At 63.8% G+C, this 16,233-nt stretch carries 12 protein-coding genes; 7 read left to right on the top strand and 5 right to left on the bottom strand.

Translation table 11 applies throughout. From position 1 onward, the window contains the following. Positions 1 to 207: 207 nt before the first annotated feature. Both ACVOMF_RS12520 and ACVOMF_RS12525 read left to right on the top strand, forming a co-directional pair. Complete coding sequence (locus ACVOMF_RS12520) at positions 208 to 2,508, top strand: TonB-dependent hemoglobin/transferrin/lactoferrin family receptor (RefSeq protein WP_481509588.1); 2,301 nt, start codon at positions 208 to 210, stop codon at positions 2,506 to 2,508. Between the two features lie 181 nt (positions 2,509 to 2,689). Then, positions 2,690 to 3,952, top strand: coding sequence for a serine hydrolase domain-containing protein (locus ACVOMF_RS12525; RefSeq protein ID WP_481509589.1), 1,263 nt, complete (start codon positions 2,690 to 2,692; stop codon positions 3,950 to 3,952). A 135-nt stretch (positions 3,953 to 4,087) separates the two neighbouring features. Here the strand turns inward: ACVOMF_RS12525 and ACVOMF_RS12530 are convergent, their stop codons facing one another. Together ACVOMF_RS12530 and ACVOMF_RS12535 are read right to left on the bottom strand one after the other, a co-directional pair. Further along, positions 4,088 to 4,729 (bottom strand): CDGSH iron-sulfur domain-containing protein, encoded by a 642-nt coding sequence (locus ACVOMF_RS12530; RefSeq protein WP_481509590.1) that lies wholly within the window; start codon positions 4,727 to 4,729, stop codon positions 4,088 to 4,090. Between the two features lie 179 nt (positions 4,730 to 4,908). Next, positions 4,909 to 5,751 carry a class I SAM-dependent methyltransferase gene (locus ACVOMF_RS12535; protein WP_481509591.1) on the bottom strand — a complete coding sequence of 281 codons (843 nt, stop codon included), beginning with the start codon at positions 5,749 to 5,751 and terminating at the stop codon, positions 4,909 to 4,911. 312 nt (positions 5,752 to 6,063) lie between these two features. On the opposite strand from ACVOMF_RS12535, the gene ACVOMF_RS12540 reads away from it, so the two are divergent. Further along, positions 6,064 to 7,557: a SulP family inorganic anion transporter gene (locus ACVOMF_RS12540; protein WP_481509592.1), complete on the top strand. Its 1,494-nt coding sequence runs from the start codon at positions 6,064 to 6,066 to the stop codon at positions 7,555 to 7,557. A 265-nt stretch (positions 7,558 to 7,822) separates the two neighbouring features. On the opposite strand, the gene ACVOMF_RS12545 is transcribed toward ACVOMF_RS12540, so the two are convergent. Beyond that, positions 7,823 to 9,571 (bottom strand): acyl-CoA dehydrogenase family protein, encoded by a 1,749-nt coding sequence (locus ACVOMF_RS12545; protein ID WP_481509593.1) that lies wholly within the window; start codon positions 9,569 to 9,571, stop codon positions 7,823 to 7,825. Between the two features lie 184 nt (positions 9,572 to 9,755). On the opposite strand from ACVOMF_RS12545, the gene ACVOMF_RS12550 reads away from it, so the two are divergent. Further along, positions 9,756 to 10,724 carry a hypothetical protein gene (locus tag ACVOMF_RS12550; protein ID WP_481509594.1) on the top strand — a complete coding sequence of 323 codons (969 nt, stop codon included), beginning with the start codon at positions 9,756 to 9,758 and terminating at the stop codon, positions 10,722 to 10,724. 188 nt (positions 10,725 to 10,912) lie between these two features. Beyond that, positions 10,913 to 11,983 (top strand): chitinase, encoded by a 1,071-nt coding sequence (locus ACVOMF_RS12555; protein ID WP_481509595.1) that lies wholly within the window; start codon positions 10,913 to 10,915, stop codon positions 11,981 to 11,983. 153 nt (positions 11,984 to 12,136) lie between these two features. Here the strand turns inward: ACVOMF_RS12555 and ACVOMF_RS12560 are convergent, their stop codons facing one another. Next, entirely contained in the window at positions 12,137 to 12,445 is a 309-nt protein-coding gene (locus ACVOMF_RS12560) for an ASCH domain-containing protein (protein ID WP_481509596.1), read from the bottom strand. Positions 12,446 to 12,568: 123 nt separating this feature from the next. Here ACVOMF_RS12560 and ACVOMF_RS12565 point away from each other — a divergent pair, with 123 nt between their 5' ends. After that, positions 12,569 to 13,342, top strand: a complete 774-nt coding sequence (locus tag ACVOMF_RS12565) for a lytic transglycosylase domain-containing protein (RefSeq protein ID WP_481509597.1) — start codon at positions 12,569 to 12,571, stop codon at positions 13,340 to 13,342. 171 nt (positions 13,343 to 13,513) lie between these two features. On the opposite strand, the gene ACVOMF_RS12570 is transcribed toward ACVOMF_RS12565, so the two are convergent. Further along, complete coding sequence (locus ACVOMF_RS12570; protein WP_481509598.1) at positions 13,514 to 13,987, bottom strand: hypothetical protein; 474 nt, start codon at positions 13,985 to 13,987, stop codon at positions 13,514 to 13,516. Positions 13,988 to 14,074: 87 nt separating this feature from the next. Here ACVOMF_RS12570 and ACVOMF_RS12575 point away from each other — a divergent pair, with 87 nt between their 5' ends. After that, positions 14,075 to 16,159, top strand: a complete 2,085-nt coding sequence (locus tag ACVOMF_RS12575) for an NHL repeat-containing protein (RefSeq protein ID WP_481509599.1) — start codon at positions 14,075 to 14,077, stop codon at positions 16,157 to 16,159. Positions 16,160 to 16,233 lie beyond the last annotated feature (74 nt).

Consider the following 16,233-nt stretch of genomic DNA (forward strand, 5'->3'; position numbering starts at 1 on the left):
CCCACCCCGCCCCGGGGGCGCGCCCCACCTCCGCCACCCCCACCCGGGCCCCCCCCGCCACCGGCCCGCGCCCCCCCCCGGCTCTTTCCATTTCCTCAATTCACCCGCCCCCCGCGGGGCCCCCATGCCCCCCAGCCGGCATGGTCCATGTGATCGAGCAGCCAGGAACGGCGTATTCCCGCCATTACCTTTCTGTGGAGATCTCTCATGAATTCAGCTGTATCACTGCTTGCGCTGGCCGTTCTGGCCAGCCTGTCCGGCACTGCCTGCGCCGAAGCGCTGGCTGACGCCTCGAACCTGGACACGGTCCGGGTTGAGGCCGAACGGGCAAAGAAGAGCAAGTCGCGCAACCAGAACGTGACCGTGCTCAGTGCCGCCGATCTCGATGCCGAGATGGCCAACAACATGGAAGAGGCCATCCGCTACATCCCGGGCGTGAGCGTGGTCGACATGGGCCGCTTCGGTGACAACGGCTTCAACATCCGCGGTCTGGAAAGCGACCGCGTGGCGATCACTGTCGATGGCCTGAGCCTGGCCGAATCGGTGGAGACCGCGCGCTCCTATGAGTTCTTCCGCAGCGGCCGCGGCGATGTGGACATCGATACGCTGAAGAGCCTGCAGGTGGTCAAGGGGGCTGATTCGATCACCTCCGGCAGCGGAGCGCTAGGCGGCGCGGTGGTGTTCACCACCAAGGACCCGGCGGACTATCTCAAGGCTGAAGGCAACGACACCCACGTAGGAGTGAAGTTCGGCTACAGCGGCTCCAACGATGAGACCATGGGCACGCTGAGCATCGCCAACCGCACCGGTATCGTCGAGTCGATGCTGGTCTATACCCGCCGCGAAGGCCATGAAAGCGAAAGCTGGTACGACAGCACGGTGGACCGGATCGGTGTCGGTCGACGCACGCCGGATCCGGTCGACAGCACGCGCGACAACCTGCTGGGCAAGGTCGATCTGCAGTTGTCGGACGCGCACACCCTGGGCTTCATGTACGAGCGCGGCCGCGCCCACAACGAAGTCGACAATCTTTCCCGCGTCTACGCGCCGGGCTACCTCGAACGCAGGGGCGACGATCGCAATGACCGCGACCGTTATGGCGTGAGCTGGCAGTGGCGTGCAGGCAACGCCCTGTTCGACACCCTCGATGCGCAACTGGACCGCCAGATCACCGACAGCCGCGGCGTTACCCGCATTCTGGCCGGCAGCGGTTGCCCGGGTGGTGGCGCTCCCTGCAAGCGCAGCGAAGACCGCGCCACCGAGCAGACCCTGGACCGCGCAGCTTTGGATTTCAGCAAGGTGGTGGAAGGCCCGGTGCGGCATGACATCGGCTACGGCCTGGCCTGGCAGCAGCGCGACATCGACTACACCGCAGTGGATACCCGCTGGAATGCAGCCGGTGGTATTGCCAGCGTGGAGCATGATCCGCGGCAAGTGCCCAAGACCGATGCACGCTCCTGGAACCTGTACGTGCGCGACAGCCTGAGCCTGTTCGACGAGCGCCTGCAGCTCAGCGGTGGCCTGCGCTATGACCGCTACGATTACTCGCCGCAGGTAGACAGCACTTTTGTCGACAAGACCGGCAGCGTGCGTGACCTTCGCTTCTCGGCGCCGAGCTGGCAGGTGGGGGCGGAGTTCCGCTTCCTGCCCGACCATGCGCTGTGGGCGCAGCTTGGCCGTGGCTTCCGTGCACCAAGCGTGGCGGATCTGTATTCGCCGACCAGCGCCAGTGCCGCGTTCGATGCAGTGAGTGGTGCACCGATCCAGCTCGATACTTCCATGTCCAATCCGGATCTGGATGCGGAGAAGAGCCTCAACATCGAATTGGGTTATCGCTGGACCACCGATCGCGCGCAGTTGGGGTTCTCGGTGTTCCGCGACCAGTACGACAACTTCATCGAGACGGTGACCACGGCGGTGCGGTATGCCAATGGCTACCGCACCACCGCAACCGGTCCGGTGCAGTACACCTACAACAGTACGATGCCGGTCAATGCGGGCAAGGTGACGGTGAAGGGCGCCGAGTTGGAAGGGCGCTGGCAGATCGCCGACGCGTGGTCGTCGCGGGTGGCGGCGGCGTACAGCAAGGGCGAGAAGCGCAATGGTGATCCGCTGGAGAGCATCGTGCCGGCCAGCGCAGTACTGGGCGTGCGCTATGCGCCTTCGCCGTCGTGGAACGTCAGCGCCAACCTGACCCACGCCTGGGGCAAGAGCGCCGGCGATGCCTACACCACATCGGCCGATGGCACGCAGGTGGTGCCGGCGTGGACGGGCAAGGCCGATGGCTACACTGTGCTGGATCTCACCGGCAGCTGGAACATCACCTCGCAGTTGCGGGTGACCGCAGGCCTCTACAACCTGACCGATCGCGAGTACTACCTGTGGCAGCGCGTGCGGGTGATCAACAAGGGCACCAATACGCTGTACGGCTACGTCAACGATGACGGCATTGGCCGTTACAGCGAGCCGGGTCGCAATGCCCGTGTCACGGTGGCGTATTCGTTCTGAGTCACGCGGCTGTCACCAGCCCCTTGCCCCTGGAACAACAGCGTGGAGCGCAGGCTTCGCGCTGTTGTTCTTTTGGAGGTGGGTGTGGGTCTGCATGCGGGCGACAACGCGTCCAGATGTTTCGCCCAACTCGCCCGGAACACCGGCTAAGCTCAGCAATCCGCATCGGAGGCTGCTGGCAATGCCGATTTGCATAGATTCAGGTCGTCGTCGCTTCATCACCCACTCCGCAAGCTTGGGCATGCTCGCCGCGTTGCCTTCTGCGCAAGCGCTGGCTGTGCCGTGCAAGGGCACCGCCAGCAGTTGGATTCCGGACGATACCTTCCTCGCCGAGTTGCCGCGGATCATGCAGGCCTTCGCGGTTCCGGGCGTTGGCATCGCCGTGGTTGATGAGGGTGCTGTGGCATGGAGTCGTGGCTTTGGCTTTGCCAACGTGCAGACACGCACGCCTGTGGATGCGCGCACGGTGTTCGAGGATGCGTCGCTCAGCAAGCCGGTGTTCGCCTATCTGGTGATGCAGTTGGTGGGGCAGGGACGCATCGATCTCGATGTTCCCTTGGTGGGTTACCGTCGCCCGGACTATCTCGGCGATCATCCGTGGATTGCGTTGGTCACCGCACGCGATGTGTTGCGGCATACGACGGGTCTGCCCGATTGGCGCAAGTCGCCAGCGACGGAGAAGCTGGTGCCGATGGTGAAGCCTGGTACGCGCATCAACTATTCCGGTGAGGCCTTCGTCTGGCTGCAGCTGGTGGTTGAAGCAATCACCGGCCAGAGCCTGGATGAGTCGATGCAGGTGCATCTGTTTGGTCCGGCTGGCATGAAGGACAGCAGCTATACATGGAACGCGGATTTGGCGGCACGCTCGGTCCATGGTCATCCCGCGCATGACCGTGTTGATGGCGGAGTGCCAAGGCAAGTCCTTCGCGACCAATGGGGCGTCGCCCAGCAGGTTGCGAATCGCTGGGGTAAGCCGCTGTCTGCCTGGAAATATGAAGATGCCGAACGTGCAATGCCGGAAGTGTTGAAGCTGGCGCCGCCGGGTCTGGTGACATGGCCGGGCGATATCCTCGCCAACGCGGCAGCCAGCCTGCGCACGACGGTGCAGGACTATGCGACCTTCCTCAGTCTGATGATGGCGGGCCGGCAACGCGCGTCGTGGGAGATCAGCGAGGCTGCGCGGCAAACCATGCTCACGCCGCAGATCATCTTGCCCGGCCGCTGGACCGAGAAAGGACTGGGTTGGAATACCGAGCAGACCCGTGATGGCCCGGTGTTCTACCACTCCGGCAGCAACAGCGGCATCTTCAAGAATTTCGCCATTGGTGACGCGCAGCGCAGGCGAGGCATCGTGGTGCTGAGCAACGGCGGCAGTGGCTCGTTCGTGCATCAGCGGGTGGTGCGCGCGGCGACGGGGTATGACCTGCTTTCGTACGATCTTTGACTGATCCTTCGTGACCTGACTGGCAACAGCAGTTCCGGCGGGAAAGCGCCTGGCTGCGGGTGATGTAAGCACTCCAATTCAGTGCATGACTCGAAGTTATTGGATGACTCGCGTGGCTCAGGTTGATGCGGCGAGCTACTCGCCATCCGCTTGAAACCCAACCTTCTTGTGGCTGCCATCGCAGAAGGGCTTGTTGTTGGAGTGTCCGCAGCGGCACAGCCAGGTATCGGTCACCCGGTCGATGGTGCGGCCGGTACCGCTGACCACTTCGAGATTGCCGATCACGTGCAGCGGGCCGTTCCTGGTTGGATTTACCTGCAGCGGGCCATCGCGTTGTGGCAGTGCTTCGGACTTTTTCTCTACCGGTTCACCGGTGGCGATGAAACCGCATTCGACATGGCGGTGATCGCAGAAGGGTTTGTTATGCGATTCGCCGCAGCGGCATAGCGTGGCGCGCAAGCCTTCGTCCTTGCCGGCGATCAGTAGTGGAGCATTGAAGGCGAGTGGGCCGTTCTCACGGATATGCACCAGGTTGACCACCGGCGCAGGTTCGCTGTGGCTGCCGTCGTTGTATTCGTAGCGGATGGCGCCGGAGGGGCAGTTGCGTGCGATCAGCTCCACTTCTTCCGGGGCGACCGCATCGGGGTGGATCCATTCGCCAACCACATTCGGCACGAACACGTCCGGATGGCTGAGCACGCAGTTGCGTGAGTGGATGCAACGCTCTCCGTCGAAGTGAATGGTGACGGTTTTGCCGCGTACGGTTTCGGTTGCCATGGGCTGCCTCCGCTTCGGAATACGCAGTGTCGCGCGGAAGAGGTGAAGGTGGGGCGTATACAGCTATGTTTTTTGTGGGAGCGGCGTGAGCCGCGAAGCTGGGGTCGATGAAACCGCCGTTGGACCGGGGCTTGATGGGGTACGAGCTTCGCGGCTTACGCAGCTCCCACAGAAGCGGGTTATTTGCGCACTGCCAGTACGCCATCCAGCGCCAGCTCGGCTTTGAACCCTGCCTTCTGCAGGCGCGTGGCGACTTCGCGGGGCACGTCGCGGCCGCTGGTCAGCTTGTTGGGGGCGCCGGTGTAGTGGAACAGACGGCCGCCTTTGCGCAGCACGCGGGCGAGGTGATCGTAGAACACCTGCGAGTACAGCTCGCCGGCAATGCCGAAGCGCGGTGGGTCATGCAGAACGGCGTCCATCGAGGCATCGGGGATGCTTTCGATTTCCTTGGAAACATCACCGTGGTTCAGTTGTAGGCGGCCGCCTGCGTGTTCACCATCCGGGTCCGGCGACCACGGGTTCAGGGTGCGCAGCCACAGCACTTCCGTGCTCTTCTCGAACGAACGGATGCCGGCCACGCCTTCGTCCAGGCAGCAGGCGGCGAAGTAGCCCATGCCGCCGCAGGTATCGAGCACCTGCTTGCCGCGAGGCTCCACCAGCGCCACCTTACGGCGGGCATCGTCCAAGGGCGAGATCTGCGCGCTGACCAGCATCTTGATGCCGTCGATCTCGAAGGTGGGGATGCCCCAGTCGGTGGGTACCAGCTTGTACAGGCCGCTGCCGAAGCGCGAGGCGGCGCTGAACTCCTCGCCATCCCAGTAGTAGATGGTTCGGTCCTTGAGCTTGGCCGGCCACGGGTAGTGCTTGCCGCGGTACTGCCAGCTGTCGGCGTTGAGGCCGATGGTTTCCTGGCGGCGGCCCAGGTCGAGCGAGGCGCTGAGCTCGCTGCTGCCCTTCTTCTGGGCGCTCTGTAGCTGCTCGAGCAGCGGGCGGGTGAGCAGCGGGCCGGTGTAGTGGGGCATGGGTACGAAGCTGATGCGGGGGAGGGAATGCTACCGCAGGGTGGATTTTGGGGTTTTGGTTCTGCTCCAAAAGCTACCCCTCCCCAGCCCTCCCCTCTGCTACGCAAAAGGGAGGGGCAGGAGCTCCCTCCCTTTGCCGCAGGCAAGGGGAGGGCTGGGGAGGGGTAGCTTTGGACGTTCAGGCTTTTGCCGGGAACCCTGCACCGACCAGCGACCAGCGCCCAGCAACCCAAGCAGGCATAATTCGCGCCCCTCATCTTGATTCTGCCTGCGCTGCCGCACCTCATCGGCCAGCACCGGCAGCCAGTCCGTATGTCCTTCCTGCACTCTGAACTGGCGCAATGGCGTGCCAATCCCCTGCGCGAAATGTTGGCTGGCGCGGTGGCCACCTTCGCGCTGATCCCCGAGGTCATCGCGTTCTCGTTCGTGGCCGGGGTGGACCCGCAGGTTGGCCTGTTCGCTTCCTTCGTGCTGAGCATCGTCATCGCGGTGTTCGGTGGGCGGCCGGCGATGATCACGGCGGCTGCCGGTTCGGTGGCTTTGGTGGCGGCACCGCTGATCAGTGCGCATGGTCTGCCGTATCTGTTTGCCGCGGGCCTGCTGGCGGGCGTGATCCAGATCGTGTTCGGCGTGCTGCGGCTGGGCGTATTGATGCGCTTTGTCAGCAGTTCGGTGCGCACCGGCTTCGTCAATGCGCTGGCCATCCTGATTTTCGCCGCGCAGCTGCCGCAGCTGCACGGCGCCACTGCCGCCACCTGGGCGATGCTGGCGCTGGGCCTGCTGGTGATCTATGGACTACCGCGGCTGCCCCTGCCTGGCGTACGGGCGATTCCTTCGCCGCTGATCTGCATCGTGGTGCTGAGCCTGCTGGCGTCGTGGCTGAAGCTTGATCTACCCACCGTCGCGGATCTAGGCAAGTTGCCGGATGCGCTGCCGCAATGGATGGGCCTGCCATCATTGCCGCTTGATCTGGAGACGCTGCGCATCATCGCGATGCCCGCCTTGGCGATCGCGATGGTGGGCTTGCTGGAATCGATGATGACGGCGCGTGTGGTCGATGAGCTCACCGATACGCCGAGTTCCAAGAACAGGGAGTGCACGGGTCTGGGCGTGGCCAATATCGCCGCCAGCCTGTTCGGCGGCATCGCCGGCTGCGGCATGATCGGGCAGACCGTGGGCAACGTGAAATATGGCGGGCGTGGTCGGCTGTCGAGCTTGTTTGCTGGCGTGTTCCTGCTGGTGCTGATGGTATTGCTGAAGCCCTGGGTCGGGCAGGTGCCGGTGATCGCGCTGGTGGCGATCATGGTGATGGTCAGTGTGTCCACGTTTGATTGGCGCAGCTTGGGCGCGCTGGTACGGCATCCGCGCCTGTCCGGTGTGGTGATGCTGGCGACGGTAGCGGTGACGCTGGGTACGCATAATCTGGCGGCCGGTGTTGGCGTGGGCGTGCTGCTGAGCGGGGTGTTCTTCGCGCTGAAGGTGGCGCGGCTGCTGCGCGTGGAAGCGCTGGATCAGACCGATGGCAGCCTTCGTTACATGGTGCGCGGGCAGGTGTTCTTTGCGTCCGCGGATGCCTTCATTGATGCCTTTGATCCGCGTGTTGCTGAAGGGCGTGCGGTGACGATTGATCTATCCGGTGCGCAGCTGTGGGATATCACCGCAGTGGCGGCTTTGGAGAAGGTGGTCAGCCGCTATCGCCACCATGGTGTGAAGCCGCGCGTGCAGGGGCTGGACCGACAGGCACGGGCATTGATGCGGCGGGTGTTGCGCGAGGGTGAGCTGGCTGTGGAGGACCCAGCTTTGTAGGAGCGGCGTAAGCCGCGAAGCCGGTGGAACTCCCGATCACCAGGTTGATTGCAATTACAGGATCTTCTTCGGCCGGTAGTTCGGTGGCTTCGCGGTTTACACCGCTCCCACAAGCGTTGGCCGCAGGTGATGCTGTTGTGGGAGCGGCATCAGCCGCGAAGCTGATGCACTTGCCGGTTGCCTGGGGTTTGCAATTGCAGGAACTTTCTCGGCGGATGGTGCAGTGGCTTCGCGGTTTAGGCCGCTCCTACAAACACCAGAGGGCTTACATCACGTCCCAGGCGTAGCCGCCGCGTTCCAGTACCGATGCGGCCAGCGATTCGACGATGTCGTCTTCGTTGCGCTCCAATCCGCGGACATTGCGGGCCATACGCCGACGCGCCCGGCGGGCAAAAAGGCGGGCGATCTTCACCGCGTCTTCGGCCGCTGGGTGACCGGCCTGCAGCAGGCTCTCCACACGCGACAGCACGCACAGCCCGACGAACAGGTCGATGGCGATGTCAGCTACGCGCTTCTGCGCGTGTTGCTGGTCGGCGATCTTCTTGCCGTGCTTGCGCAGCAACCGGTCCGATGCCTTGGACAGTTCAACCGTGTACTTCTCGCACAGCCGCGCCAATGGTCGCAGCGCATCGTTGAGCGGTGCGCGGATGCGGCCGGTGCCATAGCCGGTCGCCTCACGCACGCGGCGGCCAGCGTAATCGCTGAGCACGCCGAAGCCCTTGATCGGGTCGTTGAAAATGCCGCCGACTGCACTCTGCAGTTCACTCAACGTCGCGCCAACGCCCTTCAGGCCATTCAGGGCCACGTACAGGCGCAGGATTTCGTTGGTGCCCTCAAAGATCGACAGGATGCGCGTATCGCGGGTCATCTGCTCGTAGGGCAGTTCGCGCATGAAGCCGTTGCCGGCGGCGATCTGCAGCGCTTCGTAGCAGCTGCGTTGCACCGCCTCGCTGGCGAAGATCTTGCTCATCGCCGCTTCCACCGAGTAGTCGGTGCGACCGCTGTCGATCAGGTGCGCCACCATCCACACCGTACTTTCGGCGGCGAAGCAATCGGCGGTCATCTGTGCGATCTTCTCGCGCACCAGGCCGAACTCGGCGATCGACTGGCCGAACTGCTTGCGCTCGCTGGCCTGTGCGCAGGCCATGCGGATCAGCGCACGCATGCCGCCAACAGCACCGCCGCCCAGACCCGTGCGGCCGCTGTTGAGGATGTTCATCGCCACCTTGAAGCCCTTGCCGACCGGGCCCAGCACATTGGCTGCGGGAACGTGCACATCGCTGAAGGCAACGGTGGTGGTGGACGAGGCGCGGATGCCCATCTTGTCCTCGTGCGGGCCGTGACTGACGCCTTCCCAGCCGGCTTCGACGATGAAGGCAGTGACCTTGCCTTCCGGCGTGTCGGTACGCGCGAACACGGTGTAGAAGTCGGCGATGCCGCCGTTGGTGATCCAGATCTTCTCGCCGCTCAGCGTCCAGCTGCCGTCATCGTTGCGATGTGCCTTGGTGCGGATGGCCGCGGCATCGGATCCGGCGCCGGATTCGGTCAGGCAGAAGGCTGCGATCATCTCGCCGCTGGCCAGCTTGGGCAGGTAGCGTTGCTTCTGCTCGTCATTGCCGAACAGCAACAAGCCCTTCATGCCGATCGAGCTGTGCGCGCCGATGGTCAGCGACACCGAGCTGTCATGGCTGCTGGTCTGGCCCAGCACGCGCGCGTAGGCACCGTTGGACAGCTCCAGCCCGCCGAATTCCTCCGGAATGATCAGCCCGAACAGGCCCATGTCGCGTAGCGCCTGGATGAATTCCGGCGGCTGCTCGGCGTCGCGGTCGTACTGGCGCAGCTCGGCGGTCTTGTCGGCCAGGAACTGGTCGATGGCATCGGTCATCGCGCCCAGCATCTCGCGGTCACGCTCACGGATCTGCGGGTAGGGGAACAGCACATCTTCGGCGATATGGCCAAAGAACAGCTGCTTGGCGATGCTTTCATCCAGGTTCTGTGCTGCAACGGTATTCACGTACGGCTCCTTGTGCTGCGAACGATGACGGCGTTTGCCCGATGATGACCCACTCTTGCCACAGGTTCACCCATTCGAAGGGCACAATCGTGGAACTCGTTGCGCTCTTGTCGGTCTCTGTCCTGTGCGTTTGTACCGTGACAGGGCCGGTGAGTGCTCTGCGCCGTGTTTCTGATGGAGTTGCATGCGTTCTGACCGTTCAGCCGAACCGCTATCGACCCGACTGACCGCCGGCGTTATTGCCTTGGCAGTCATGTCAGGGTTGGTGCGCCTCATGTTGCAGCCGCCGGAGCTGAACGTGGCGCGGGAAGAGGCGCGGATCCAGCTGCGCTGGTTGGCGCCGTCAACGGCGCCTGCCGTGGCGCCGCTACCGCAACAAGCGACGACAGCCGCCGTTTCGCATGAGCAGGCAGCACCGGTCGCGGCAGTGGTCGCTGGGCGAGCGGTTGTGGCCAATGCGCCACCTGCGCCGGTAGAGGCTGTGACGACTGCTGCTAGCGCACCTGCGGCATCGCAGGCGGGGTGGTCGCAGCGACTGTATGGCAAGGACGGCAACTTGGCGGTGCCCAAGGACGGCGTTGATTCACGCCAGAAGAGTGCGACCGAGCGAGTGTTCGAACACCGTGATGAACTGGCTACCGGCGTCGGCGAGCGGCCGCTGGAGAAAATGGTTTCCGGCATGTTCGAGGACAAGACCAAGCCGCCGACGTTGGGGAAGATTGGTGCGCGTTTGATTCACGGCCCGGACATCCAACCTGCGCAGGCACGGCGCCCGCCCGAGGTGGCGTTCAATCCCAGCCTGCATGAGCGCAAGTCCGATCTCGGTAGCGAAGCCACCGGCGATGCCTACAAGGCCGCGCCCATCCGTTACGAGAAAGCGCCGGACATGAAGGGTGAAGCCAGCCGCCGCATTCGCGTTGCGCTGGGCGCGCTGGAGCAGCGCTATCCGCGTTGCAATGGACAGCAGCGCCGGCAGTGGCTTGCGCCGGTGATGACGCACCTGGATGCGCTGCAGCGCGCCGAGTACCGTTTCAACAATGGCGCCGATCCGGTGGAGGCCGAGCACAGCCTGCTCAGTGCCGCGGACAGCGCCTATGACATGGCCCGGCGCGCACTGTGGGATGCCGAGCGACGCATGAAAATGTGCACTTGAGCGGCGGTCATCCTGGGCCAGCGGCGGGCTTGGCTGTCGCCATTGCCGGTTCTCGCTGAGCGGCCTGCGCGTCAGCTGCCGGACAAACCGGGACAAAACAGGACGACTTTCCTAAGTTATTGTCTTTGAATGGTTTTTAGCCGGTTTCGCATGCCTAGAATCGGGCGTCTTCCCTTTCTGGTGTTGCGATGAAGTCGATCGGTTTGCTGTTCTCCACGCTGGTGCTTGCTTCCACATTCGGCTGTCAGGCAGCGCCGGTGCCGGTGCCGTCCGCAGGCGTGGGCGTCGCCCCCGGCCATAGCCATGCGCTGCCCAGGCATGCGCTGGTCGGCTATCTGCACAACTTCGACAACGGTCAGGGCCTGTTGCCGGTAGGCAAGGTGGATGAGAGCTGGGACGTGATCGTGCTTGCCTTCGCCGATGACATGGGCGAAGGCAAGGTCGCTTTCAACCCGGATCCCGCGCTGGACCGCAATCAGCTGATTGCCGACATCGCCGCCAAGCGTGCGCAGGGCAAGATCGTGGTGCTGTCGTTCGGTGGCGAGCTGGGCACGGTGACCTTGAACACGCAGCGTGATGAAGACAACTTCGTCCGCACCACCGCCGATGCGATCAATACCTACGGCTTCGATGGCATCGATGTCGATCTGGAAAAGATCGCAGGTGTGGTGCACGGTGCGCCGGTTACACCGCATCTGATTTCGGCGGTGAAGCGCCTGCATGGCATGTACCCGAACCTGTATGTGTCGATGGCGCCGGAGCATCCGTATGTGCAGGGCGGCATGGTGTCTATGGAAGGCATCTGGGGTGCGTATCTGCCGCTGATCGATGGCCTGCGCGAGGAGCTGGATCTGCTGCATGTGCAGCTTTACAACAACGGTGGTCTGCCCACGCCGTACCGCGCTGAGAAGTATCCGGGTGGCAGCGTGGACATGATGGTGGGCTCGGCCAGGATGCTGATCGAAGGGTTTGATCTGGCCGGTGGCAAGGGACGCTTTGCGGGGCTGCGTGCGGACCAGGTTGCCTTGGCCCTGCCGTCGGGTCTGCGCGCTGCAGGCAATGGTTATGCGACGCCGGCGGATATCAATCGTGCCTTCGATTGCCTGACCACGGCGAAGCAATGCGATGAGGTGAAGCCGAGCCAGCCGCATCCGGATTTCCGTGGCGTGATGACCTGGTCGATCAATTGGGATGTGGCCGATGGGCGCGCGTTCTCGGGTCCGGTAGGCGCGCATCTGCGGGCAGCGCAGGGGCGTTGATTGTGGCGGGAGCTTTTGCGATTTTGGTTTTTGCTTGAAGCAAAAGCAAAAGCTCCCCTCATCCGGTGCTTCGCACCACCTTCTCCCGTGAACGGGAGAAGGGAAACGCCCAAAGCCAAAGCCAAAGCCAAAGCCAATCTATTCGCTGTGCTCTTACTCCAACCAGAAGTGCACCAGCGTCACCAGCTCATCGCTGCGAAACCCGGGATACAAGCGCTGCATCACCGCAAGTAATCCTGCAGGCGTGCGACAGCCGGGATCATGCTCATCGCGCAGATCGGCTTCATCCAGGGCATCAAAGGCCCGCAGCTCGGTCTGCAGTGAGATTGGACCAATCTGGCGGCCTTCACCCAGTTCGATACACGCCTGCGCCACTCCATGCCAACGCGCGCCTCGCCGTACGCTGGTGTTGCGTCCGGTATGGAACTGGGGGTTGTCAAAGCCGAGCAGGGGCACGGTCATGGGCGCTGGATGGGGCTGGAAAGCAGGTATTCATTCTGGGCGCAATTGGCGGGCTTTTCATCACCTGCCATTCAAACAAGCAGGCTCAGCATCGTTTCCTTCCTCACGATTGGATCTGGCCCCATGCCGCGCGCGGCCGCACTTGTGCTGTTGCTGCTCTTGTACGGGCTGTGCGCTCCGTTGCAGGCGCGCACGGTGTACCGCTGCGTGCAGAAAGGCACGGTCAGCATGGCCACTGCGCCGGAGCCGGGTTCCAACTGCAAGGCCATCGAGATCGATGACAACGCCGTGCAGACCCCCAATCTCTGGGGCAACTTCGGTGTGTTCAGTGGCACCCTGTATGAGCGTGAGCAGGATGGCAAGCTGGTCTATTCCACCCGGAATCTGCCGGGCTCGATACCTTACCTGCGCTTCACCGTAGCCACGCCGCCCGGCGAGCCGGCCCACGAAGGTCTGGGCCGTGTAGGCGCGCCGCAGTTGAACCGGCATGCCCCGCAATTCCGTGCCGCTGCCAAGGCCACCGGTGTGGACGATGCCTGGCTGCGTGCGGTTGCTCATGCAGAAAGTGCGTTCGATGAAAAAGCGGTGTCGCCCAAGGGTGCGCAGGGGGTGATGCAGTTGATGCCGGAGACGGCAACCGAGTACGGGGTGAGTGATCCCTTGTCGCCTGCGCAGTCCATCAACGGTGGTGCGCGTTACATGAGGTCGCTGCTGCGTCGTTACAACGGTGACCGGACGCTGGCGGCGGCGGCGTACAACGCCGGAATCGGGGTGGTTGCTCGGTATGGCGGAGTGCCGCCCTATGTGGAGACCCGGCAGTACGTGGACAAGGTGTTGGCCTTGTACGGGCGTTACCGGGAGGCGATGGGGACGGGGCCGGAGAAGCCTGCTTTGTAGTGGGTTTTTCGGGACTGAGAGAGGCAAAAGCAGGGCAAGAGCACCCCTCCCCAACCCTCCCCTTGCCTGCGGCAAAGGGAAGGGGCAGTTCGCGCGGCGCCGCAGCTTTGGCTTGAGCCCCCTCCCTTGCGCAGCAGGGGAGGGTTGGGGAGGGGTGCTTTTGCCCTGGCTTCAATTGTCAGCAGCAGCCAGCCCAGGCTCCAGCAACCGCAACTGCTCCCAGCCAACGTGATGCATCAGCTCGCGCACCACCACCAGCGCGGCGACGAAGTCCGGGCGCTCGGGGATATCCAGGCTCTTTGCCGGCATCCCCGCCGCTACCTGTGCCAGTTGGTTGAACGCCCGCTCGACTTCGTCGATGTCCAGCTCACAGATCGCCTGCGGCGGATAGCCCAGCACGCCCGGCAAGGGCGCCAGCACCGCATCGGCACACTCCAATACCTTCAGCGAATCCAGGCGCAGCGCTGGAATCCATGGCATCAGGGCATCTTCGGTGCTGGCGATGGCCTGTTCCATTGCCTGCTCCGTAGGCGGGAAATGCTGCAGTCCCGCCTCCAGCAGCGAGGGCAGTGACAGCGACAGGCCGATATCCGTGCTCTGCCCAGCCTGCAGGCGGATCACCTCTTCTTGCAGATATAGATGCATACGGTTCTCCACCATGCAGGGCTTTCGGCGGTTTCGCCGCGGGCCGTGAGCGTCTATCGTGCCGGGTCCGTAGTTGGTTGGGTGTACATGGATCGCAAACATTGGGTAATTGCCGTCATCGCCGTGACCGGCGCCGCGCTTGCTGCCACCTTCGTGTGGGCACCGCAGACGCCCGTACCGGCTGGCCCGCCGCCTACAGCGCTGGGCTGGCAGGCGCAGATCGAGTTGCTGGGCGGCGACGGCGTGGCGGGTAACAGCGCCGGCAAGGCAGCACAGACCCGTTTCAGTGATCCCTGGGGGCTGGCGATGGGTGGTGGCCTGTTGTTCGTCGCCGATGCCGGCGACAACAACCGCATTCTCTACCGCGGCCTGGACGGTGCCTTCCAGGTTCTGGCCGGTGGCACTGAAGGCTTTGCCGACGGCCAAGGCGCCGCGGCGAAGTTCAACACGCCGTCGGGCATCGCCCTGGATGGACAGGGCAATCTCTATGTGGCGGACTCCGGCAACCATGCCATCCGCAGGATCAGCGCGCAGGGCCAGGTCACTACCCTGGCCGGTGATGGCACGCCGGGCTTCGCCGATGGCAAGGGCGCGCAGGCGCGCTTCAATGGACCGATGGGCGTGGCAGTGGCTGCGGACGGCCGCGTCTATGTCGCCGATACCTGGAATGACCGTATCCGTGTGATTGCTGCTGACGGCACGGTCAGCACCCTGGCTGGCGGTGCACTGCCGGGTTGGGAAGACGGGCAGGGCGCACAGGCGCGTTTTGATACGCCGACCGACCTGAAGTTCGACAGCCACGGCAATCTTTGGGTCGCTGATTTGCAGAACAACGCGCTGCGCACGGTCAGCGGCACCGGCATGGTCAGTACCCGGGTTGGCATGCCCAACGCTGATCGGGTGCTGTGGGGGCCGATGACGCTGGCCATCACCCATGACGACGTGGTCTATGTTGGCGAGCGGTTGAGCGGCCGCGTGGTGCAGTTGTCACCACACGGCCATATCGTGGCCGTGGCGGGCAACGATGCCCAGCGCTTCGCGCGCCCTGCAGGATTGGCGCTGGCGCCGGATGGCAGCCTGCTGTTGAGCGACGCCGATGCCTATCGCATTCACCACCTTGTGCCGCGCACAGCAACAGCTGCTGATGTGCCTGCGCAACTCGGGCCGTCGCCGGACAACCCGCTACCCGCCAACCAAGGCCGCTGGCCACTGGCACCCCAGCTGGGTTGGCATGAAGTCACAGGCACGCTGGGCGAGGTGCGTGGCAACTTCAGCGGCGAAAGCAGGCACCACCTGCACAGTGGTTTCGATGTGCGCGGTGATGTGGGTCAGACCGTGCTGGCCATCGCCAGCGCCAAGGTCAGCAGCCCGGCATCGACCTGGACGCTGGGCGGCCAGGCCGAAGGCCTGTCGTTGGACAAGCTCGATTACATCCACATGAAGGTTGGCCGCGACGCTGCCAATCGCGCACTGGATCCGGCACGCATGCAGCTCGTCTACGACGACGCCGGCCAGTTGGATCGCGTGCGTGTACGGCGCGGCACCCGCTTCCAGCCCGGAGACGCGCTTGGCAGCATCAACAACCAGGCGCATGTGCATCTTGCCGTAGGCCCGTCCGGCTACGAGCGCAACGCGGTGCGTCTTGGTTTTTCCAACTACGCCGATCACGTCGCGCCGAAGATCGACGACATCGCCTTGCTCGACAGCAACAACCAGCGCCTGACCGACAAGGTGGGTGATCGCCTGCAGGTGCTGCGCAATGGCGGTGGCCTGCAGCTGGTGGTGGAGGCCTGGGACCAGGTCGACAACAATCTGCCGCGACGCCGGCTTGGCCTGTACAGCCTGGGTTACCAGATACTCGACGCCACTGGCCGCGCGCTGCCCGGCTACGAACAGCCGCGTACCAACATCATCTTCAACCGCATGCCGCCGCAACGCGAAGCGGTGAAGCTCGCTTATGCCGCGGACAGCGGCATCACCGTGCATGGCAGCAGCAGTACCCGCTTCCGCTACGTGCTGACCAATACCGTGCGTGATGGTTTGTTGGCCGGTGGCGAGCTGCAGCCGATGGAGTTGCAGCCGGGCAACTATACGATCCAGATCACCGCGAAAGACTACAGTGGCAATGAAGCTCCGGTGGGCAGCAGGCTCGATATCAGCATTGCCCAGTGATTGTGCGAACCCGCCTGCTCGGCAGGTGTTGGAATGGCGAGCCGCGCTGATTGCAGGTAGCCACGGCTGGAATC

The organism is Stenotrophomonas sp. STEN022 (assembly GCF_056760155.1).